General features: G+C 59.1%; 18 protein-coding genes. 9 read left to right on the top strand and 9 right to left on the bottom strand.

The genetic code is table 11. From position 1 onward, the window contains the following. Positions 1–115 precede the first annotated feature (115 nt). Positions 116–355 carry an acyl-homoserine-lactone synthase gene (locus ACW9UQ_RS15800; protein ID WP_458931979.1) on the bottom strand — a complete coding sequence of 80 codons (240 nt, stop codon included), beginning with the start codon at positions 353–355 and terminating at the stop codon, positions 116–118. Between the two features lie 374 nt (positions 356–729). Between ACW9UQ_RS15800 and ACW9UQ_RS15805 the strand changes: the two genes are divergently transcribed. After that, positions 730–1,089: a BrnA antitoxin family protein gene (locus tag ACW9UQ_RS15805; protein ID WP_458931980.1), complete on the top strand. Its 360-nt coding sequence runs from the start codon at positions 730–732 to the stop codon at positions 1,087–1,089. Positions 1,090–1,690: 601 nt separating this feature from the next. On the opposite strand, the gene carB is transcribed toward ACW9UQ_RS15805, so the two are convergent. The 6 genes from carB to ACW9UQ_RS15835 all read right to left on the bottom strand — a co-directional run bounded on the left by carB (position 1,691) and on the right by ACW9UQ_RS15835 (position 10,830). After that, positions 1,691–4,990 (bottom strand): carbamoyl-phosphate synthase large subunit, encoded by a 3,300-nt coding sequence (carB, locus tag ACW9UQ_RS15810; protein ID WP_458931981.1) that lies wholly within the window; start codon positions 4,988–4,990, stop codon positions 1,691–1,693. A 169-nt stretch (positions 4,991–5,159) separates the two neighbouring features. Beyond that, positions 5,160–5,831 carry a TadE/TadG family type IV pilus assembly protein gene (locus ACW9UQ_RS15815; RefSeq protein WP_458931982.1) on the bottom strand — a complete coding sequence of 224 codons (672 nt, stop codon included), beginning with the start codon at positions 5,829–5,831 and terminating at the stop codon, positions 5,160–5,162. A 21-nt stretch (positions 5,832–5,852) separates the two neighbouring features. Then, entirely contained in the window at positions 5,853–6,455 is a 603-nt protein-coding gene (locus ACW9UQ_RS15820) for a TadE/TadG family type IV pilus assembly protein (protein WP_458931983.1), read from the bottom strand. 1 nt (position 6,456) lies between these two features. Beyond that, positions 6,457–8,070 carry a TadE/TadG family type IV pilus assembly protein gene (locus ACW9UQ_RS15825; protein WP_458931984.1) on the bottom strand — a complete coding sequence of 538 codons (1,614 nt, stop codon included), beginning with the start codon at positions 8,068–8,070 and terminating at the stop codon, positions 6,457–6,459. A 383-nt stretch (positions 8,071–8,453) separates the two neighbouring features. Continuing rightward, entirely contained in the window at positions 8,454–9,749 is a 1,296-nt protein-coding gene (locus tag ACW9UQ_RS15830) for a glycosyltransferase family 87 protein (protein ID WP_458931985.1), read from the bottom strand. A gap of 64 nt (positions 9,750–9,813) precedes the next feature. Next, positions 9,814–10,830 (bottom strand): adenylyltransferase/cytidyltransferase family protein, encoded by a 1,017-nt coding sequence (locus ACW9UQ_RS15835; protein ID WP_458931986.1) that lies wholly within the window; start codon positions 10,828–10,830, stop codon positions 9,814–9,816. A 179-nt stretch (positions 10,831–11,009) separates the two neighbouring features. On the opposite strand from ACW9UQ_RS15835, the gene aspS reads away from it, so the two are divergent. Further along, on the top strand, positions 11,010–12,788 hold the full coding sequence (gene aspS / locus ACW9UQ_RS15840) for an aspartate--tRNA ligase (protein WP_458931987.1): 1,779 nt from the start codon (positions 11,010–11,012) through the stop codon (positions 12,786–12,788). A 218-nt stretch (positions 12,789–13,006) separates the two neighbouring features. Here the strand turns inward: aspS and ACW9UQ_RS15845 are convergent, their stop codons facing one another. Beyond that, on the bottom strand, positions 13,007–13,972 hold the full coding sequence (locus ACW9UQ_RS15845; RefSeq protein WP_458931988.1) for a formylglycine-generating enzyme family protein: 966 nt from the start codon (positions 13,970–13,972) through the stop codon (positions 13,007–13,009). 378 nt (positions 13,973–14,350) lie between these two features. Here ACW9UQ_RS15845 and ACW9UQ_RS15850 point away from each other — a divergent pair, with 378 nt between their 5' ends. After that, positions 14,351–14,749, top strand: coding sequence for a thioredoxin family protein (locus ACW9UQ_RS15850; protein WP_458931989.1), 399 nt, complete (start codon positions 14,351–14,353; stop codon positions 14,747–14,749). 70 nt (positions 14,750–14,819) lie between these two features. Further along, the gene (locus ACW9UQ_RS15855; protein WP_458931990.1) at positions 14,820–15,305 is read left to right on the top strand and encodes a thioredoxin family protein; all 486 of its coding nucleotides are present in this window, start codon (positions 14,820–14,822) and stop codon (positions 15,303–15,305) included. Positions 15,306–15,326: 21 nt separating this feature from the next. Here ACW9UQ_RS15855 and ACW9UQ_RS15860 read toward each other — a convergent pair whose 3' ends face one another. After that, the gene (locus ACW9UQ_RS15860) at positions 15,327–15,611 is read right to left on the bottom strand and encodes a hypothetical protein (RefSeq protein ID WP_458931991.1); all 285 of its coding nucleotides are present in this window, start codon (positions 15,609–15,611) and stop codon (positions 15,327–15,329) included. Between the two features lie 120 nt (positions 15,612–15,731). On the opposite strand from ACW9UQ_RS15860, the gene ACW9UQ_RS15865 reads away from it, so the two are divergent. From ACW9UQ_RS15865 to ACW9UQ_RS15885, 5 genes are all read left to right on the top strand, one after another. Beyond that, the gene (locus ACW9UQ_RS15865) at positions 15,732–16,898 is read left to right on the top strand and encodes a pyridoxal phosphate-dependent aminotransferase (RefSeq protein ID WP_458931992.1); all 1,167 of its coding nucleotides are present in this window, start codon (positions 15,732–15,734) and stop codon (positions 16,896–16,898) included. Positions 16,899–16,990: 92 nt separating this feature from the next. Continuing rightward, positions 16,991–17,782: a metalloprotease gene (locus tag ACW9UQ_RS15870; protein WP_458931993.1), complete on the top strand. Its 792-nt coding sequence runs from the start codon at positions 16,991–16,993 to the stop codon at positions 17,780–17,782. A gap of 117 nt (positions 17,783–17,899) precedes the next feature. Then, positions 17,900–18,589 (top strand): haloacid dehalogenase type II, encoded by a 690-nt coding sequence (locus ACW9UQ_RS15875; protein WP_458931994.1) that lies wholly within the window; start codon positions 17,900–17,902, stop codon positions 18,587–18,589. A 1-nt stretch (position 18,590) separates the two neighbouring features. Continuing rightward, on the top strand, positions 18,591–19,415 hold the full coding sequence (locus ACW9UQ_RS15880; RefSeq protein WP_458931995.1) for an alpha/beta fold hydrolase: 825 nt from the start codon (positions 18,591–18,593) through the stop codon (positions 19,413–19,415). Beyond that, positions 19,412–20,389 (top strand): threonine ammonia-lyase, encoded by a 978-nt coding sequence (locus ACW9UQ_RS15885; RefSeq protein WP_458931996.1) that lies wholly within the window; start codon positions 19,412–19,414, stop codon positions 20,387–20,389. The genes ACW9UQ_RS15880 and ACW9UQ_RS15885 overlap by 4 nt, the downstream gene beginning before the upstream one ends. Positions 20,390–20,960: the final 571 nt, after the last annotated feature.

Consider the following 20,960-nt stretch of genomic DNA (forward strand, 5'->3'; position numbering starts at 1 on the left):
CGCTTGAGCAATTTGAGGGCTCCGCGCCCGGCGCGCTTGCCCAAAACGAAACCAACGAATATGAAAACCAGACCCGCAGACTCTCGTTATGAATGAGGGAGCCTCGGGGGGCAGGTCACAGGGTCCGGCCCAGCGTGGGCATGATCCGCATCGAGCCGCCATGGGTGCCGTCGGGCAACTCCCAGATCACATACATCGGGTTCAGCGCGTCATACTGGTCCTTTTCCAGACCTTCCGCGCCGACTGTCACATCCCATTTCAGCCGGTCGCGGAACTGGGCGGCGCGATCCTGGAACATGCTGCGTGCCAGTTTTGAGCCTTTGGAAAAATCGTTACCATAGATAAACCGGATCATGCTTGACCCTCCCATATTGCGAAATGTGGCGAGTAGATAACCGGAACATGGTTAATAGCGCGTGATAGCACCGTACGGTGCTATTGTTGGGGTAGGTTCATCTGCGCGGGTAGAATTGTAGATTTTTGATTATTTTCAATACTTTATATCTTTTTGAGATTGTGCGGTGACTTGAGTTGGCGGGTTGTGGAAGGCGGACCGCGCGTCGCCGGAGGGGCGCTTGGAGTTTGGTTAACGGGGCGGCTGAAAGGGGCTGGCAGGGGGGCCAGCATGCGTATGGCACGCGTATGGCAACCGTCTGGCCAGCGGACGCTGGGGCAAAATTAACCAATTCAGACGATGATTAGGCTTTTGGAGCTTCAAGGAGATTGACCGTGAAAAATGCCAAAGACCTGCCAAAGAGCGAGGCACGCAAACGCACCCGCGTGCAAGAGCGGCTGTATACCGAGATGCTGCTGACAATGCTGGAGACGAACCAGATCCTTAGCGAGCGGATGATCCTGAATGAGGGATTGCCGAAGGCCTGGCATAAGCTGCATCAAGAGGCGCCTTGCGTGCCCGAAAAGACCAAGGTCACGATCCGGCTGGATACCAAAACGGTGAAGTGGTTCAAGACGCTGGGCAGTGGCTGGCACAACCGCATTGATGCGGTGCTGAAATCCTATGCGTTGGCGCTGATGTCGAAAGAGATTGAGATCAGCACGGATCGGGATTGGTATAGCAAGCCGATTTGATTGGGGGCGGTGCCGCGGATGGATTGTCATCCTGACACATGTGGTCGCGCGCTGAGGGCCGCGACCGACCCTGGGTGGGCGCTTTGGTCTATGGCGCTTTATGACTGCAACCCCGACGGGCGGTGGGGCTTTGCATAAGGGGTGTAATGCGCCCTCCCGTGGGGAGGGGTGAACGGCGTCTCGGAAACCTTCCAGTGGAAGGTTTCAGCCGCGAACGCGCAACGCGCAGAGTGGGCGCGGCCCGGGCTAAACGCCCAGGCGAGGTTTGGGGGGAGCGCTCTATTGTCATAGCCCCGTTTGATAGCGGAATTTGTGTGAATGTTGCACGCGCGTCCTCCTCGAAGGCCTTGCAATCGAGGCTTTCCGCCGCGACCGTGCAACGTCGCGGTGAGGATGCCGGGGCCATGTGCAGAGGGCTGCGCCCGACCTGGAGGGCGCGGTGATCTTTCTGGTCTGTGGCGCTTTATCTTTGCATCCCCGACGCGCGGTAATTCTTTGCGGTACGGTTGCAAACGCGCCCTCCGGGGGAGGTCGGGCGCGGCCCGGGCTGGACGCCTGGGCGGGTTTGGCGGTCAGCATTTCAGCCGTTTATGGGCAGCTGCTACTGCAGCGACGCGACGCCCAGATCGTCTTCCTGCATGGCCTGGATGGCGCGGGCGGCGGCGCGGGCACCGGCGGCGGTGGTGTAGTAGGGGATCTTGTCGTAAAGCGCGACGGCGCGGATTTCGCGGCTGTCTTCGATGGCTTGTGCGCCCTCGGTCGTGTTGAAGACCAGTTGCACGCCGCCGTCTTTCATGCGGTCGGTGATGTTGGGGCGGCCCTCATAGACCTTGTTGATCTGCTCGGCCTTGATCCCGTTATCGTGCAGCCATTTGGCGGTACCCGCGGTGGCCAGCACGTGGAAGCCAAGAGTTTGCACGATCTGGACGGCCTCTAGCATCATCGGGCCTTTGTCGGCGTCTTTGATCGAGACGAAGACGGTGCCGCCGCTGGGCAGGTCGGTGCCCGCGCCCATCTGCGATTTCAGGAAAGCGCGGGGGAAGGTGCGGTCCCAGCCCATGACCTCACCCGTAGAGCGCATTTCGGGGCCAAGCAGCGTGTCAACGCCGGGGAAGCGGTTGAAGGGCATCACCGCCTCTTTCACCGAGAACCAGGGCAGGTTGGGGCTGGCGAGTGTCATCGGGTCGGCCAGTGGGATCGGGTCCTCGGGTCTGGTATCCGGGGCATAGGGTGCGCGCTCAGGGAAGGCGGAGAGTTTTTCGCCCGCCATCAGCCGTGCAGCGATAGACGCAATGGCCGAGTCGGTGGCTTTGGCAACGAAAGGCACGGTGCGCGAGGCCCTTGGGTTCACCTCCAGCACATAGATTTCGCCGTCCTTGATGGCGAATTGCACATTCATCAGACCGACCACGCCAAGGGCTGTGGCCATCGCCTTGGTCTGGCGTTTGAGTTCGGTGATGGTATCGGCGTCCAGCGTGTAGGGCGGCAGCGAGCAGGCGCTGTCCCCGGAATGCACCCCGGCCTCTTCGATATGTTCCATCACGCCAGCGACATGGACCTGATCGCCGTCGCACAGGGCATCGACATCAACCTCGACCGCGCCGGACAGGTAGGTGTCAAGCAGCACGGGGCTGTCGCCGGACACGGTGACGGCGGTGCTGATATAGCGGTCAAGCTGGGCGTCGTCGCGGACGATTTCCATGGCGCGGCCGCCCAGCACGTAAGAGGGGCGGATGACCAGCGGATAGCCGATTTCGGCAGCGCGCTGGCGGGCCTCATCGTCCGAGCGAGCGATGGCGTTGCGGGGCTGTTTCAGGCCAAGCGTGTTCAGCAGTTGCTGGAACCGCTCGCGGTCCTCGGCCAGGTCGATAGCGTCGGGTGAGGTGCCGAGGATCGGGATGCCCTCGTCCTGCAGCGCTTGTGCCAGCTTCAGCGGGGTCTGGCCGCCGAACTGGACGATGACGCCTTTCAGGGTGCCGTTTTGCTGTTCGGTGCGCAGGATTTCCATCACATGTTCGATGGTCAGGGGTTCGAAATACAGCCGGTCCGAGGTGTCGTAATCGGTCGACACGGTTTCGGGGTTGCAGTTGACCATGATGGTTTCATAGCCCGCATCCGACAGGGCGTAGCAGGCGTGACAGCAGCAATAGTCGAACTCGATCCCCTGGCCGATGCGGTTGGGGCCGCCGCCAAGGATGACGACTTTTTCACGGTCCGAGGGGCGGGCCTCGCATTCGGTGAAGCCGCCGGCGTCAGCCTCGTAGGTGGAGTACATATAGGGGGTTTGCGCCTCGAACTCTGCTGCGCAGGTGTCGATGCGTTTGAAAACGGCGGTGACGCCTTGCGCGTGGCGGGTGCGGCGGATGTCGGTTTCCGTTTCGCCGGTCAGGGTGGCGAGGCGGGCATCGGTGAAGCCGAGCATTTTGAGGCGGCGCAGGGCGTGGGCTGTGCCGGGGAGGCCGTGGGTGCGCAGGGTGGCCTCTTCGTCGATGATTTCCTTGATGCGTTCCAGGAACCACGGGTCGAATTTGGTGATGCTGTGGATCGTGTCGAGGTCAAGGCCGTGGCGCATGGCCTGGGCGACGAGGCGCAGGCGATCCGGGGTTTGCTGGGCCAGGGCGCGGGTGATGGCGGCCTGGTCGTCGGCGTCGGTTGAACCGGGGATGGCGATTTCGTCAAAGCCGGTGAGGCCAGTTTCAAGGCTGGCCAGCGCTTTTTGCAGGCTTTCGTGGATGGTGCGGCCGATGGCCATTGCCTCGCCCACCGATTTCATGGCGGTGGTCAGGTCGGGTTTGGCACCGGGGAATTTCTCGAAGGCGAAGCGGGGGATTTTGGTGACGACATAGTCGATGGAGGGTTCGAAACTGGCCGGGGTGACGCCGGTGATGTCGTTGTCGAGTTCATCGAGGGTGTAGCCGACCGCCAGTTTTGCGGCGACCTTGGCGATGGGGAAACCGGTGGCCTTTGAGGCGAGTGCAGAGGAGCGGCTGACCCGGGGGTTCATCTCAATAACCACCATGCGGCCATCGGCGGGGTTCACCGCCCATTGCACGTTGGAGCCGCCGGTTTCGACGCCGATTTCGCGCAGCACCGCGATGGAGGCGCTGCGCATCCGCTGGTATTCCTTGTCGGTCAGGGTCAGGGCCGGGGCGACGGTGATGCTGTCGCCAGTATGCACGCCCATCGGGTCGATGTTTTCGATGGAACAGACGATGATGGCGTTGTCGGCGGTGTCGCGGACCACCTCCATCTCGTATTCCTTCCAGCCGAGCAGGCTTTCGTCGATCAGGATCTGGCTGACCGGTGAGGCGTCGAGGCCGGATTTGCAGATGCGTTCATAGTCTTCGCGGTTATAGGCCACGCCGCCGCCAGTGCCGCCCATGGTGAAGGCGGGGCGGATGATGGTGGGCAGGCCAACGCTGTCGAGGGCGGCCAAGGCGTCGTCCATCGAATTGGCGATGGTGGCGCGGGGGTTTTCGATGCCGAGGCGGTCCATGGCTTCGCGGAACAGCTTGCGGTCTTCGGCCATTTCGATGGCGGCGCGTTTGGCGCCGATCAGCTCGACATTGTATTTTTCGAGGATGCCCTGGTCGTCCAGCGCCAGTGCGGTGTTCAGGCCGGTCTGGCCGCCCATGGTTGGCAGCAGGGCGTCGGGGCGTTCCTTTTCGATGATCTTGGTGACCATCTCGGGCGTGATCGGTTCGATATAGGTGGCGTCGGCCAGGCCCGGGTCGGTCATAATGGTGGCCGGGTTGGAGTTGACCAGGATGACGCGGTAGCCTTCCTCGCGCAGGGCCTTGCAGGCTTGCGCGCCGGAATAGTCAAACTCGCAAGCCTGGCCGATAATAATTGGCCCTGCCCCGATGATCATGATGGATTGGATATCGGTGCGCTTGGGCATGGGTTTCTCCGCCGACTGGGTTGGCGCGATCATGCGCGCAAACTTCCGCCGTTATAGAGATACAGCAGAACAGCGCAAGGGCCGCGACAGATGTGCGGCCCTTGGTAGCAAGTCTTTGTTTTCTCTTCGTCAAGTCAGCAGCCATCGCTGACGACAGCTGCTAAAGATATCAGGCCTCTCCGATTGGCCCGGTCTCACTGCAGACCGTTTTGGGATAGTCGGGAAGATAGGGAATACCCTCAGGAAGAACGCGTGGCCGCTCGGCCAATCTGTTCGACCAGGTCAGGGGCTGCATCAACCCGCCAAGCGACGAAATCGGCTTCCAGTCGGTGTATATCTCGACAAACATCACAGTATCCTGATCAGCCATGAAAGGCATGATAGCTACCGGGATCTCAGAGTCGGTCAACGGAGACAAACTGGGACCTGCTCCATTGTCGCCAACCCAGGACCAAAGCACGCGGTACTTGGAGTCGTCGCCGTCGCTCTCGTCTTTGTCCTTCCAGAAACAAATGCTGGAGATACGCATCGATCCGCGGCTTGTGCGACGTGGCATCATCCGCTGCTGTATCTGGAATAGCTCTACAAGGTCTTGCGTTTGGAAGCCCTGATCTGCCGCAGTCGGCCCCTCACCGTATTTTGAGGCGATGTCCGAGATCGTATAGGCGACCTTCGCTGTCAGGCTGTTGGACCTGAACGCTTCGAAGAAAGTAATCGCGCCCAGGAACCAGAATGCAAGCAGCGGGAACATAACGATAAACTCAACCGTCAGAGTTCCTTCCTCATCCCTTGCAGCCTCTCCAAGCCGCGCCCTAAGATTTTTGAGCGTCTGTGTCAGCATTTTTTCATCCACCATCAGCTCTTAGTACTCATTCCGGAACGCACTGAATGCGACCAGTTGGTACGATTCCTTCAGAGGATTAGAGGGGTCATCGCGCCCCTTGGCCAGCAACAAGGAACCCAGCCCCGGGAATATCGGATTGTGCGTGATGCACACACGAATGAACATGTTCACGTCACGCTGACCTGGATCCCAATTGTCATCGGGGCCCGAGCGGTCTTTTATCTCACCAGTTACCGGGTCAATCTCGATTGGGAGATCATCGGTACATGCAGCAGCATCCCAAGGGAAAGAGTCCCGTGAATCGGTTGGCGTCCAAGCCGGGTTATACTCGTACTTCTGCAACTGCATCTTCAGATTTGAGGTACAGTCTGACAGAATCCTAGAGTGCGAGCAGATCTTGTTTCGAATCTGATCGTAGTCACTGCTGCCAGGGGCACCTAGCCGGATATCACGCATAGCAATGTCGAGGCCACGATCCAGCATCATCATTTTGGTCATGGCCCAGCCAGCCTCAAAAATCAGCAGGACCATACCAATGATAACCGGGAAGAGGATGACGAACTCGACCGAGACCGAGCCGTCATCTTCTTGTATCCGCTTTTTGAATATCGACCCAGCCATATCAGTTCACCAGGCGAAGTCTGGATACACCAGCAGCGATCTTGGTGAACACATCCGTCAGGCCAGCGCCGCTAACGCCCTCGAAATAGTGTTCACTTTTTTCACCTGAACCGGATGCGCAATACTTGAGGTTTGTCCGGGCCGTTGCCACTTGCACCTCGTAAGCAATGGCGTAGATCTCAATACCCGATGCTTTGGCAACATCACATATAGCCCGCATCGACATATTTCCGTCTGTTACGCCGTCACCATCTGTATCATCCGAATAATCGTTGATCGCATATCCAAAGCCGCCTTGCCGACTTTCCCAGTATGTGTACAGCTTATCACGGTCATCATCGTCACTCGCTGTCCGCGGATTACCTTTACGATAATCTTCCTCTTCAGTCACCATATGTGACGCTGTATTCTGACCGTCAGAGATAACAACCAGCACTTTCTTGGTACCTGCAAAATCCGCCTGCGAGATATCACGCGGCCAGTAGCCATCGGCGAACTTAGAGTTGACGCCGCCGAAGCCTTCGTTCGCAAGCCCCTCCAGCACCACTTGTGATGACGGCTGCAAAAGCGCGGTCCCCCACTTAATACCGATATAGGCTGCCGTCCACTGTTCTGCGGTCAAACCTTCAATGTGAGCATTCAACTTGTTTTTATCACTTGAGAACGGGAAAACCGCGTTGTTTTTCCTCGGACAACCACTAGCGTCATTCGGGTTGTGCCTGCTTCTCCACAATCTGAAGTGATGCAACCGCTTAAAGTTGCGAACATTTTCGTTTAACTGCGGGTTTCCATTTTCATCCGGAATGTCGCTGTAGGTTATCGGCATGAAATGCGTAGTACTGAAATCGCCCAATTCCCCAGTCCAGGAACCGCCGTCTCTGTTCTTGTTGCCAAAGTCGTAGTGCACACAAACCGACTGGTTAGCTTCGTTCGGCCCCATTTCGCTATAGTTGTAGTAATCATCGGCCTGAACGTCGTAGTAAGCCGCCATCACTGGATCCAGGGAAACGGACCCCGAGAATGGCACCAGTGATATCATAGTTTTGTCAATCTTGTCTTCCGTCAGAAGATTATCAACGAAGGCTTTTGCGCCGATCTTTAGATTATCCAATCTGTCGCCATTTCCCTCGGTAACCATCGAACTTGATACATCAAGGACAAGCGCAACCTCAGTATCGAAGTAGCCTTCCACCGCCTTAGAGTCCGCCCGCACCAGCAATGTGGGGTATCCAATCAGCTTGAGGAAGTAGGTGGGGAGCTTATAGCTTGCACTGGCTGTAAATTTCCGTGTTGTAGACCCAGGCTCCGGCGTGGGTACAGGAACACTAAGCGACATTTCAGCCGATTTGAAACTGCGCGACGCCATGTAGGAACCAACAAGCATCTCAAGCTCTTCCTGCTTGGTCTTGTCGATTGCCTTCTGCGAGCTTGCAGTCACAGCCAGAATGCCGCGATCAAGCGCGTTCTGCAGGTCCGACCTTGCAGCCTCATGCCGCATAAAGTCGACCGCCATGCCCCCGATGACGATCATCGTCAGGAACATCATTATGATAAAGATCATGATACCGCCGTCCTCGTCACGGACGCGACGGCGTAGTTTTTCAGCAATAAGCATCGGTAGCCCTCCAAAGCCTCGACCGATAGATAATTACTTTGTATTCGATTCTTGTCAATAAAATGTCGCCATTTGGGCAATTACCGCAAATTCTTGAGATATCTAGATATTAAGCTTTTCCTGATCCTGTGGCGGCAGGGAGCTGGCATATATACCAACAAAGTATGGGTGAAGCCTAGCATGGCGCAGCACTTGAAGAACTGCACGAAGCGCTTTTCGAAGGTCGAAATAAAGTATTCCTGAGTTTTTGTCTAAGAAGATTTTTCTGCCTTTACGTCAATCGGCCGGTTTCCGCCGCTCGGGAATCATAGCGATTCGGGGTGGTGGGCGCAGGCTCGCGTTTTGGCCTAGCATCGCTCCACCTTGCGCTTTTGTGCTGACGTCTAGGGAAGGACGGTTTTGGGATGTGTCTCCTCATTCGCCGCCGTGAGAAACAAAAGCGCCAGAGCCAGCATGCTGACAAATCCGACGATCGGGTACCAGGGGACGTCCAGAGTGACATAGGTCAGCGGTAGGTTACATAAGAGGATCGCGAGTGTGGCGAGTGTGGCCACGCGCGGGCTTTGCACAACGAACAGGCCAGGCAGCAGGGCCAGTGCGATGGTGAAGTAATGGGTCCATGCCAGTGGGGCGGTCAGGGTCATTAGCAGGATAGCTGTGGGCATTACCTTTTGGCGCAGCTCCAGCGGGCTGGCCAGGCGGGCGGCGCGATAGAGCCAAAGGGCGAAGGACAGGCTGGCAAGGATGGTCAGGCATGTCACCCAGGTCAGGTCCGGGATGCTGTAGACGCCGGTCTGATCCTGGCCTGAGATCAGCAGATGCAGGCGGGCGAGCACGCCTTCAAGGTTCAGGTTCAGATAGGAGATCATCGTGATCTCGTTCACTTGCCGCCCGATCTGGACAAAGTCGGTATGCAGGGCAATCGGGGCCAGCAGCAAGCTGAGGCCCACCATGCTCAGCCCCGTGGCAGCAAACGGCAGTAGTCCGGCGCGAAACCGGCGGGTCAGGAAGATAACGCCAAGGATAACCGGGAATATCTTGAGCGTTGCAGCCAGCGCCAGCCAGAGCCCGGCGCGGCCGTGACGCCCTTCGATCAATGCGCGAAAGCCCAGCACAATCATCAGATACAGCAGCGCCGTTGGCTGGCCAAAGCCGATCAGCGCGCCGCCGACCATGGTGATCGGCAGGATCGCCATGACCGGTATAGCCCACAGGCTGAGACAGATGCGGTTATTGAACAGGTCCCGGATCAGGCGGATCGTCGCGCCATAGGCTAGCATGTGGATGACGGTGAACAGCAGGAAGAACGTCTCGGGCTGGAGGCGGGATGCGATGGGCGAGATCAGGGCGGCCCAGACCGGCGGGTAGATAAACGCATATGCGGGTTTGTCGTAGCCGTCCTGCCGGATCGCGGTCATCCAGGCCTCGGGATAGGCGGCCCAGTCTTCCCAATAAACCAGATCATAGGCCCCGTTGGCGAAAAACTGGCCCGCGTAGTAAACGGCGGCCAGATCGACAGGGAACGCGCCGCGCATGATCGACACGGCATACCAGACCAGCCCGATCAGCGCAGCGGCGTAAATGGCACCATCGACCAGTCTGGCGCGGCGCAACTCGGCCGGAGTGCTGGGAAGCATGGGGCTGATCATGGTGCGTTGCCTTTGTTTTATGATTGTCATGCCCGAGCCTGTCAGAAAAGAAAACGCGCGCCACGCCGGGTCGCCTGGTGCCGCGACAAGAATGCTACAGGTCGCCCTGTGCGCCACGCGCGGTGATCCGGTCAATCAGACCAGTTGAGGACACACCGTCCCGGTAGGGCAGCCGCCGCATGATGCCTGTTTGCTCTGGCAGGGTGTAAAACTCCGGCGTGGCGTGCCCGGCATAGACGACAAGGCCGATATCATGCGTCCCGATCAGTTGGCGCATCAGGGGGTCAGCGAGGGTGTCATCCAGCAGAACCGCCTGATCGACGCAGCGCAGGGCCTTGACCATTCGCAGCCGCTCTGCCTCTGGCACCACCGGGTGGCGTTTGTAGCTGGCGGCGATGCGGTCGCTGATCACGCCGACCAGCAATCTGTCGCCCATGGCGCGGGCCTCTTCGAGCAGGGCGATGTGATTGGCGTGCAAAAGGTCAAAGACGCCATCGGTGAACACGGTCAGCCCGCGCCGATGGATATCACCCTGCCGCCATCGCCAGAGCCTGCGCTTCAGGCGGGAATGCGCCCGCCAGAGCAGGTTGCCTTCGGGACGAATGTTGCGCGTGGCATAGCGATAGTCCCAGACGCGCACCGGACGCCGCCAGTCATGGCCATAGGCGGTCACAAGATAGGGTTCGGGGGGTGACGGGATCATCACCTCGGCCCCTTCAAACCGCGCGGGGCGCAGCGCAAAGTCGGGGAAGCGTGCCACCAGGCGCTTGCCGCGCAGATGGTGCGTGACTTTCAGGCCCTGATCATCGGGATAGAAAAACAGCAGATCCAGCCGCACGCCATCGCGCATGAACTGCAGGACAAGCCCGTCATCAGGGCTACCGTCGCGCCGCAACAGGCCAAAGCCCGCCGCCTGCATATCCGCGACCAGAGCCTCGTTGAACTCTGCGATCCGCATCCCCAGGTCGATATCGTAGTCGCCCAGGATAAAGCCGCCATCACGGACATGCCCCAGCAGCGTGCCATCGGTCAGAAAGTACTTTCCCTGAAATTGCTGATCGAGCGCTGCGCAGGCCGCATGCAGCGCGGTGCGGGCGGCGCTAAGCTCCAATTTTGCGACCTGTCTTGGTCCGGATATCGCTGTGAAGTGCCACGCTGTCGCCCCTGCCCCTGCCCCTGCCCCTTTGCAAAAAGCATATATCAGGCCCGGTTATCCTGCCAAGCCTTGACATCCTGCCCCATCGCAGGCTTATCGGGCGCCGTTCCATTGGCCGCCCGGAGACCACGATTATGCACCGCTATCGCACTCATACCTGCGCCGACCTTCGCAAAGAAGATGTTGGCAAGACAGTCCGTCTGTCAGGCTGGGCCTATCGGGTTTATGATCTGGGTGGGCTGCAGTTCATCCAGTTGCGGGATCACTATGGCGTCGTTCAGGTTTTCTGCGATCCGGACTCTGAAGTGTTTTCGAAAGTGGAGCAGGTCCGCTCGGAATGGGTGATCCGCATTGATGGCGAGGTGAAGGCCCGCACACCGGATACCGTGAACAAGAAGCTGCCCACCGGTGAGGTTGAGGTTTTTATCCGTGACATCGAAGTTCTGGGGCCGGCCGACGAACTGCCCCTGCCTGTGTTCAGCGAAACCACATATCCTGAGGAAACGCGGCTGAAGTACCGCTTCCTTGATCTGCGGCGCGACGAATTGCACGACAACATCATGCTGCGCTCCAAGGTCGTGGCGGCGATGCGTCAGCGGATGTGGGATGCGGGGTTCAATGAGTTTCAGACACCGATTATCACCACATCCTCGCCCGAGGGTGCGCGGGATTTTCTGGTACCCAGCCGTCTGCATCCGGGCAAGTTCTATGCCCTGCCCCAGGCCCCGCAGCAGTTCAAACAGCTGATCATGGTCGCGGGCTTTGACAAATATTTCCAGATCGCGCCCTGTTTCCGCGATGAGGACCCACGCGCCGACCGGTCGCCGACCGATTTCTACCAGCTTGATATGGAAATGAGCTTTGTCGAGCAGGAGGATATTTTCGGCGTGATGGAGCCGGTGCTGACCTCGGTTTTTGAAGAGTTTGGCAAGGGCCGTCCGGTGAATGCCGACTGGCCGCGTATTCCCTACAAGGAGGCGATGCTGAAATACGGCTCGGACAAGCCGGACCTGCGCAACCCGATTGAGATGCAGGTTGTTTCTGAGCATTTTGCTGGCTCTGGCTTTGCGATCTTTGCCAAGCTGCTGGAGCAGGATGGGACTGAGATTCGCGCTATTCCCGCGCCAAAAGGTGGCAGCCGTAAGTTCTGCGACCGGATGAACTCTTTCGCGCAGAAAGAGGGACTGCCGGGGATGGGCTATATCTTCTGGCGTGAAGTTGATGGCGGCGGGATGGAAGCCGCCGGGCCGCTGGCCAAGAATATCGGGCCGGAGCGGACCGAGGCGATCCGGCAGCAGCTGGGCCTTGGTGTTGGGGATGCGGCGTTCTTTCTTGGTGGGAAGCCCGCCGGGTTCGAGGCGGTTGCGGGCCGGGCGCGCAATGTGATTGGTGAAGAACTGGGGCTGACCGAGAAGGATCAGTTCAAATTCGCCTGGATCGTTGATTTCCCGATCTTCCAGCAGGATGCGGAAAGCGGTCAGATCGACTTTGACCACAACCCGTTCTCGATGCCGCAAGGCGGGCTGGCCGCGTTGGCGGATCCGCTGGCCGCGCGCGGGTTCCAGTATGATCTGGCCTGTAACGGCTATGAGCTGCTGTCCGGCGCGATCCGGAACCACAAGCCCGAGATCATGTTCAAGGCGTTCGAGATTGCCGGATATGGCAAAGACGAGGTCGAGAAACGCTTTGGCGGCATGGTCAATGCGTTCAAATACGGCGCGCCGCCGCACGGGGGCTGTGCCGTGGGGATCGACCGTTGTGTGATGCTGCTGGCGGATGAGGACAACATCCGTGAGGTCATCATGTTCCCGATGAACCAGCGTGCCGAAGACCTGATGATGGGCGCGCCGTCCGAGCCGATGAATGAGCAGTTGCGCGAATTGGGCTTAAGGGTTCTGCCACAGGACGATTGAGGCGCGGGCCGTCAGACAGGATCGTATGACGGCCTTTCCGTGTCTGTTGTCTCGTACCAACGTAACGCGAAATTGGATCCTCTGACGCTGCCTGATATCAAGGGGGCAAGGCGTCAGAGCGTATTCGGCGGTTTGGGCTTGGTTACACGTATTGCCGGTGCCGTTCTGCAATCATGCGGCGGACATGGTGCTGGCGCGTAAGACACTTAACAAGTCGGCTATTCATCCTCGACCAGAACGTAGGTATGATCGTATGGGCCGAATTCAGTCGGGACGGTGTCAAAGCCTCCACCTTCCCGACCAAAGCCTGCGGCGGATGGCGGGGTTGAGACATCTGCGACACACCGCGCTGTGCCTTGTACGATGTGAACAGGCCCTAGGGCAGCAAGGGGCTGGATACGCGGGTTGATGTCTAAAAGGCGCACTTGCTCCTCGCTCAACGGGTCCACAACATACCGGTTTGGGATGGTTTCCAAGAACGATGTGCTGCGTGATGATCCCCCTTTGGCGATCCGTATCCCCTCGGGGTCAGTTGACGCCGGGTCCGAGACCCACTCGTAAGATCCTTCGACCAGATCACGTAATCCCAAAGGATTGGGGGGAAATGACCGCAGGGGTTTCATGGGTGTATCGCGATCATTGTCCTGAACGTTCACGCCCAGGCGATACTCACCATCATCGGTGGCGAAGGCAATTTTAGCGCCCCTGCTGCGCGCTGCATATTCCCACTCATCCTCCGTTGGCAAGCGCAGGGCGATGCCGGTCAGGTCCCCAAGCCAAGCGCAGTAATCGCGGGCCTCTGCCCAGCTCATGGAGGCTGAACCATCCTCTTCAGTGTAGTTGTTCAATGGCGGGTAAAGGTCCTGGGCCGAGATAAACAATTGATGGGCTTCGGCCGATGCTTCATCTGCGGAGATATAGAAACTGTTAAAAGTGGTGGTCTTGGGTGGGCGGGCTAAGGATGGTTCCCTGACCCAGCGAGGGCCGACGCTGCCATCCAGCTTGCGAATACGTACTTCGTAGTTTCCGGCCTCGAACGTACCGCCTTGGACAAAGATAAGGTCTTTTCTTGTGCGTTCGGCCAGTTCGGTCAAAGCTCTATGGTTTTTGAACTCGCTCCACCCGGCAAATGATGCGGCGGACACTCCGACACAAACAAGAATGAGAATTACTGCTTTTTTCATATCACATCATGCTAAATTGCTGCCAAGCGCGCGACCCGCCGCAGTCTATTGGTCCAGCTGTACTGTTAAAGCGTTTCGAGTTTACCTTGAGACATCACATAAAATCGAAACGCGTACACCATATAGGCTTATCACTGCGTTTCAGGATAAACTTTTGTCTCAGGTTTATCCCGAAACGCTTTAGTGCATCGCTGGCAGTTGGTCTATCGGGATGATGGTGCGGCTTTCTGCGCCTTGCTTTGGTTTTCATTTGATTGTGACCCCAGAGCCGGACTAGCTTTGCCGCATGATCCGTCTTGTTGTCGCCCTGCTGATCCTGCTGCCCACCGCGCTTTTGGCCGGACCAAAGGGCGCGGGTTTTAATCAGGCGGTGATCAAGTGGTGGAGTTTCGAGGCGGGCCGGGCCGGACCGAAGCCATGCAGGAGAACAAGCCGATCTTTATGGTCGTGCATGCCGACTGGTGCCCGGCCTGCCGCGAATATCGCAAGCAGTTTTTTGATCCGGCTGTGGTTGCCCTTTCGCAGAAATACGTCTTCGTCATGGTGGATCGTGACAGCGAGGCGGGACTGGCTGCGCGCTATGCGCCTGATGGGAATTACATTCCCCGGTCGATGGTGTTGTCGTCAGACGGGCGGCATCTGGAGCGTATCAAATCTGTCTATCCCAATCATCGCTGGTATGTTGACCCGCAGACCCCTGTGGAACTGATCCGTATGCTCAAGGCCGGTCTGTCTGTGACCGAGCGCAAGATGCGTTTGCCGCAGATCGTCAACTGACTTGTTCTGACCGATGCGTGCGGTTGATTGCGGGTTGGTCCGGCGCGCCGACACCGTCTAGGGTCCGGCCATGATCCGACGCTTCGTCCTGCTGTTTCTGATGGTTCCCGCGATTCTATTCGCCGGGCCGGAAGGGCATGGTTTCAACGACGACGAGATCCGCTGGTGGAATTTCGAGGACGGCAGTGCGGAGGCAGTGCGGCAAAACAAGCGTATCTTCATGCTTGTTCACACCGACTGGTGTCCGGCCTGCCTGGCATATCGCAAGCAGTTTTTTGATCCGCAGGTTGTCGCGCTGTCCAAGAACTTTGTCTTCGTCATCGTCGATGCTGACGCCGAAAGCGAGATTTCTTTACGCTACGCCCCCGACGGCAATTATTTTCCGCGTTCGATGATACTGACCCCGAACGCGCGCCTCATAGAGCGCATAAAAACCGAGTATGCGGAAGATAAGTGGTATCTGGACCCAGACACACCGGACGATCTGCTGTGGATGCTGACGGTGGGTACGCCGTGGCCGCCCGTTCAGAATGCCCCGACGCAGACCGCCGATTAGGCGTTCCCGCGGGATGCGCCCTTAGTCTTTGCGGAAATACTTTTTCTCGCGCGGTTTGCCGTCCCAGCCGGGTTTGCCGCGAGGCTTGTCGTCGCGGCGCGGCGGGCGGTCGTCGCGGCCCTTGCCGCCGCGGTCATCCTCGCGGTGTTCCCATTTTTTCAGCAGTTTGGCATGAAAGGTATCACGGCCAATCTTGCCGTCATGGCACCAGACGGTCGAAACCATGTCGCCTTCTACGGTCTCAACCCCCATTCGGGCGGAGCCTGCGGTCAGGACCACAAGGTCCCCCAATTGAAATGTCGACATCTGTTTCGTCCTCTATCAGCGTTCGCGCCCCTATACGCCCTGCGCGCAATAAGGGAAAGCGGAATTGCTTGCGCCCGGAAGGATGGCTTTGCATTCTGCTTCGAAACGAAGGGGAATAGGATGCAATTGGCAGGCGCAATGGCCCGGCTGGGCACGGAATCGGCTTTTGAGGTGTTGGCGCGGGCCAATGCGCTGGCAGCCGGTGGGCAGGACATCATCAATCTGGGCATTGGCCAGCCGGATTTCCCGACGCCCGAGCATATTGTCGAAGCGGGCGTAAAAGCGCTGCGCGATGGGCACCATGGCTATACCCCGGCCAATGGTCTGCCTGCCCTGCGCGAGGCCGTCGCCGCCGATCTGCACCGCCGTCATGGGACGGAGGTGAACCCCGATAACGTCGTCGTTGTGCCAGGCGGCAAGCCAACCATGTTCTTCGCTGTGCTGATGTTTGGCGAGCCGGGGGCCGAGATCCTGTATCCCAATCCAGGCTTCCCGATTTATGAAAGCGTGATCCGGTTTTCAGGGGCCACCCCGGTGCCCATCGCCCTGCGCGAGGAAACCGGGTTTGCCTTTGATGCCGAAACCGTGCTGGCCCAGATCACGGATCGCACCCGGCTGATCATCATCAATTCCCCCGCCAACCCCACCGGCGGGGTTACCCCGAAATCCGAGATCGACAAGCTGGTTGCAGGTCTTGCGGCCCATCCGCAGGTGGCCATTTTGTCGGACGAGATCTATTCGCAGATGCTGTATGGCGGGCGGGATCATGTCAGCCTGTTGTCCTATCCCGAGATCCGTGACCGGCTGATCCTGCTGGATGGCTGGTCCAAGACCTATGCCATGACCGGCTGGCGGCTGGGCTATGCGGTCTGGCCCGATGCGCTGGTCGATGCGGCAACGCGCCTGTGCATCAACGATCATTCCTGCGTTAATGCGGCGGCGCAATTTGCCGGGCTGGCGGCGTTGACCGGCCCGCAGGATGCGGTGGGGAAGATGGTCGCCGCCTTTGATGCGCGCCGCAGTCTGATTGTTGAGGGGCTGAACCGGCTGCCGGGTGTGCGCTGTGCTGATGCGGCGGGGGCGTTCTATGCCTTTCCGAATATCGAGGGCACGGGGATGACGTCAAAACAGGCGCAGGACAGGTTTCTGAGTGAGGCGGGGGTCGCCACCATTGCGGGCACCAGTTTTGGCGCTTGGGGCGAGGGGTATGTCAGGTTTTCCTACGCAAACTCTGCCGAGAATATCGAGGCAGCGTTGGCACGTATCGGCAAGTTGCTTGCTGCGTAGAAGCAGCCCCACGCGGCATTGCCCGCCACAAACTTTGCCGATAAGACAGCCTTTCGTGCAGAACGCCAGCAGCCACATAACGGTCAGGTCCCTTGAGTAACCCTACCTTCCTTGCCATCGCCGCCGGTTTCTGGCTTTTGACCTATCTTTCGCTGCGCGGTGGCTGGCGGCAGAAGGGGCGGTTGCAAATCCCTGCAGTGACGACCGAGGCCGGGATTATGGCGCTGCTGTCCATCGGATTTGCGGTCTATTACTGGGGTATTGAGGGTGGGTTGGCGCTGATCATCACTATTGTGGTTCACGAATTCGGCCATGTTGCGGCCTATCGCGTCTGCGGTCATCAGGATGCCCGTTTCAGGCTGGTGCCGCTGTTTGGCGGGGTTGCGATTTCCGACAGACTGCCCAGTACGCAGGCCCGGGGGTTTTACATCTCGGCCATGGGGCCGGGGATATGTCTGGCGCTGATGATCACCTCGATGGCGCTGACCCCCATTTCCATATATTTTCTGCCGCAGGCCTATCCCTTCCTTTTCTACCTGACCATGATTTGCGGCATGATCAACTTTTTCAATCTGCTGCCGCTTTGGCCGCTGGATGGAGGGCAGATGCTGCGGCGAGTGGTTTACGCGTTCTCGCCTGAGTTGGCGCAATATGTGACTCTGGCCATGAGTGCGGCGCTGGTGGCATTGGGGGTCGTGATGCAATCCATGATCCTTGTTTTCTTTGCGATGATGAGCGCGGGGAGCGCCTTTAACGCCCCGCAACTGTCATCCGTGCAAAAACCGCTGACCCGCCCGCAGGCGGTGATGTGTCTGATCCTGCATCTGGCGATGGCCGGAGCGTTTTATCTTGGCGCTCGCACGTTCATTGATCGGTGGCTGTAGAGCGTCATTCGGAAAGCCTGTCCCATATAGAGCATGTTGCGTTTAACCGGAAACGCTTTAGGTTCCGCTTCAAACCCGCGATTGCCTGTGCAAAGTTGCCCGAAAAGGGGGATGCTCATGCTGGTGAAACTCTGCGTTTTTGATGCTTATGGCACCCTTTTCGATGTTGCTGCTGCCGCCCGCGCCTTGTCCGAGCGCCCCGGCCGCGAAGGGTTTGCCGCTGTCTGGCAGGCGGTGGCCGAGACCTGGCGGCAGAAGCAGTTGCAATACACATGGCTGCGCGCGGTCACCGATGCTCATACCGATTTCTGGACCGTCACGCAGGACGGGCTGGATTTCGCGTTGGAGGCGCATGGTCAGGCGAGCGATGCCGAGCTGCGCGCCGATTTGCTGGACCTTTACTGGACCCTCGCTGCCTATCCGGAAATTCCGGGGATGCTGGCCAGCCTTAAGCAAGCCGGGTTTGCCACCGCGATCCTGTCGAACGGCGCGCCGGATATGCTGAACGGGGCTGTTGACAGTGCCGGGATCGGTGCGGATCTGGATGCTGTGCTGAGTGTCGAGGAGGTCGGCATCTTCAAGCCACATCGCAAAGTGTATGATATGGTTGGTGCCCGCTTTGGCTGTGCGCCGGATGAGGTGCTGTTTGTCAGCTCCAACGGCTGGGATGCGGCGGCGGCTGCCGGGTATGGTTTTCAGACCGTGTGGGTCAATCGCAAGGCCGAGCCGCTGGACAGGCTGCCCTGGACGCCGCAAACCACCCTGCCCGACCTGAGCGGGATACCCGCCCTTGCCGGAGGGCTTTGACATGCCGGATTTCATCACATCGGATGGCCTGCGCCTGCATTACGAGGATCAGGGGGCTGGCAAGCCGATCCTGTGCCTATCCGGGCTGACCCGCAACAGCCGCGATTTTGACGATCTGGCCGCAGAGCTGCCACCGGGCATTCGCCTGATCCGCATGGATTACCGGGGGCGCGGGCAGTCGGATCATGGGGATTGGCGCAGCTATCAGGTGCCGGTGGAGGCGCGCGATGCGCTGGACTTGCTGGACCATCTGGGGCTGGACAAGGTTGGCATCCTTGGCACCTCACGCGGGGGGCTGATCGCCATGGGGTTGGCGGCGACTGCGCGTGATCGGCTGGCCGGTGTTTTTCTGAACGATATCGGGCCTGAGGTGGCCAGCGGCGGGCTGTCGCGGATCATGGACTATGTCGGGCGCAAACCCAAGGCGGGTAGCTTTGAGGCAGCGGCGGCGATGCTGTCAGACGCGCTTGGCCCGCAATTCCCGGATGTGGGGCCGGATCGTTGGCAGATTTTGGCCCGCCGCTGGTATGGTGCGGATGGCGATGGGCTGACGCTGAATTACGACCCGGATCTGCGTCTGGCCCTTGAGGCAGCCACGGAGTCCGAGACGCCGGACCTGTGGCCGTTCTTTGATGCGTTTGACGGGCTGCCGCTGGCGGCCCTGCGCGGGGTGCATTCCGATGTGCTGAGCGCCGAGGTGTTTGCCGAAATGCAGGCGCGCCAGCCGCATATGATCGCGGCAACCATCCCTGATCGTGGCCATGTCCCGTTTCTCGATGAACCCGAAAGCCTGCGCGTTTTCCGGCAATGGAGTAATCAGTTATGACCGATATCACAATGATCGAGGCCGCAGCAGAGCGGCTGTCCCCAGTGATCCGCCGCACACCTATTCTGACCTCGCCATTTCTGGATGAGATTGCCGGGCGCGAGGTGTTGGTTAAGGCGGAATGCCTGCAGCATACAGGCTCGTTCAAGTTTCGCGGTGCGTGGTCGGCAATCTCGGCCCTGCCTGCGGATATCCGAGGACGCGGTGTGTTGGCTTATTCCTCAGGCAATCATGCGCAAGGGGTGGCGCGGGCGGCACAATTGCACGGGATCCCGGCTGTGATTGTGATGCCCGAGGATGCACCGGCGCTGAAGATCACCAATACGCGCGCCTATGGGGCGGAGGTGGTGCTGTATGATCGCGTCGGCGGCGAAAACCGGGAAGAGATCGGCAACGCCCTGGCCAAGGAGCGGTGCCTTTCGCTGATCCCGCCCTATGATTACGCCCCGGTTATTGCCGGTCAGGGGACCTGCGGCCTGGAGATTGCCGATCAGATTGAAGGCCCGGCGGATGTGCTGGTCTGCTGCGGTGGCGGCGGGCTGAGCTCTGGCATTGCCCTGGCTTTGGAGGCGCGTGCGCCCGGCTTGCGGATGCGGCCTTGTGAGCCGGTCGGGTTCGACGATGTCACCCGGTCGCTGGCCTGCGGTGAACGGCTGAGCAACCCAAGCCCCAGCGGCACGATCTGCGATGCAATCCAGACCCCCAGCCCCGGGGAACTGACCTTTCCGATCCTCAAGCGCCTGGCCGGGCCGGGTATCGCGGTTACGGATCAGGACTGCCTGAAAGCGATGGCGCTGGCATGGCAGAGGCTGAAGATCGTGTTGGAACCGGGGGGAGCCGCGGCGCTGGCGGCGGCGCTTTTTCGGGGCGATGCGATTGAGGGGGAGAGGGTCGTTGTGGTGGCAACCGGCGGGAATGTCGATGACACGGTTTTTGCCAGCGCCTTGGTGACGCTAGACGGGGTGTACGTGTAACGGATTGCACTTATCCGGCGCTCGGATTGCAAACATCCCGGATTCTCGCTCAAATTATCTGACGCTATCCGGGGTGCCAAACTCACATTATCTGCGACTGTGATCAGATTAATTGCGACGGGATTGCAATCATCCGCCTCGGATCACATTAACTGCGAACGGCATATAGGCTGAAGCACATGGAGCTAATGCGAACGCAGCAAGTGCCGTTCGCTGCGCGTTGTTCGAACTTGTAAGATGCGGACCTTCCCGCCGTTCACCTGAAGGCGTCATCGAAACTTTGCGAAAGCGCAAAACAGTCTTGCTAAAGCGTTTCGAGTTTACCTTGAGACATCACATAAAATCGAAACGCTTTAGGGCCTGTGGACATTCGGGATTCCCATTTGGTTTGAGTTCTGATTCAACCTTCCAAAAGAGGAGGTTTGAATGGACCCGAGCAGATTTGTTCTCATGGATCGCCAGTGGCGTGCGATTGAGCCTTTGTGTCCCGGCGGTTTGACCGCTCCGGGGCGCACTGGGACCGATACCCGGTTGTTTCTGGAGGCGGTGCTTTGGATCGTGCGAACCGATG

It is taken from the genome of Halovulum sp. GXIMD14793 (assembly GCF_054457435.1).

What these genes read in the sequence shown, in the direction of transcription:
- ACW9UQ_RS15800 (WP_458931979.1), bottom strand. Translation starts at nt 355, where the DNA reads ATGATCCGGTTTATCTATGGTAACGATTTTTCCAAAGGCTCAAAACTG.
- carB (WP_458931981.1), bottom strand. Translation starts at nt 4,990, where the DNA reads ATGCCCAAGCGCACCGATATCCAATCCATCATGATCATCGGGGCAGGG.
- ACW9UQ_RS15815 (WP_458931982.1), bottom strand. Translation starts at nt 5,831, where the DNA reads ATGCTGACACAGACGCTCAAAAATCTTAGGGCGCGGCTTGGAGAGGCT.
- ACW9UQ_RS15820 (WP_458931983.1), bottom strand. Translation starts at nt 6,455, where the DNA reads ATGGCTGGGTCGATATTCAAAAAGCGGATACAAGAAGATGACGGCTCG.
- ACW9UQ_RS15825 (WP_458931984.1), bottom strand. Translation starts at nt 8,070, where the DNA reads ATGCTTATTGCTGAAAAACTACGCCGTCGCGTCCGTGACGAGGACGGC.
- ACW9UQ_RS15830 (WP_458931985.1), bottom strand. Translation starts at nt 9,749, where the DNA reads ATGACAATCATAAAACAAAGGCAACGCACCATGATCAGCCCCATGCTT.
- aspS (WP_458931987.1), top strand. Translation starts at nt 11,010, where the DNA reads ATGCACCGCTATCGCACTCATACCTGCGCCGACCTTCGCAAAGAAGAT.
- ACW9UQ_RS15845 (WP_458931988.1), bottom strand. Translation starts at nt 13,972, where the DNA reads ATGAAAAAAGCAGTAATTCTCATTCTTGTTTGTGTCGGAGTGTCCGCC.
- ACW9UQ_RS15855 (WP_458931990.1), top strand. Translation starts at nt 14,820, where the DNA reads ATGATCCGACGCTTCGTCCTGCTGTTTCTGATGGTTCCCGCGATTCTA.
- ACW9UQ_RS15860 (WP_458931991.1), bottom strand. Translation starts at nt 15,611, where the DNA reads ATGTCGACATTTCAATTGGGGGACCTTGTGGTCCTGACCGCAGGCTCC.
- ACW9UQ_RS15865 (WP_458931992.1), top strand. Translation starts at nt 15,732, where the DNA reads ATGCAATTGGCAGGCGCAATGGCCCGGCTGGGCACGGAATCGGCTTTT.
- ACW9UQ_RS15875 (WP_458931994.1), top strand. Translation starts at nt 17,900, where the DNA reads ATGCTGGTGAAACTCTGCGTTTTTGATGCTTATGGCACCCTTTTCGAT.
- ACW9UQ_RS15880 (WP_458931995.1), top strand. Translation starts at nt 18,591, where the DNA reads ATGCCGGATTTCATCACATCGGATGGCCTGCGCCTGCATTACGAGGAT.
- ACW9UQ_RS15885 (WP_458931996.1), top strand. Translation starts at nt 19,412, where the DNA reads ATGACCGATATCACAATGATCGAGGCCGCAGCAGAGCGGCTGTCCCCA.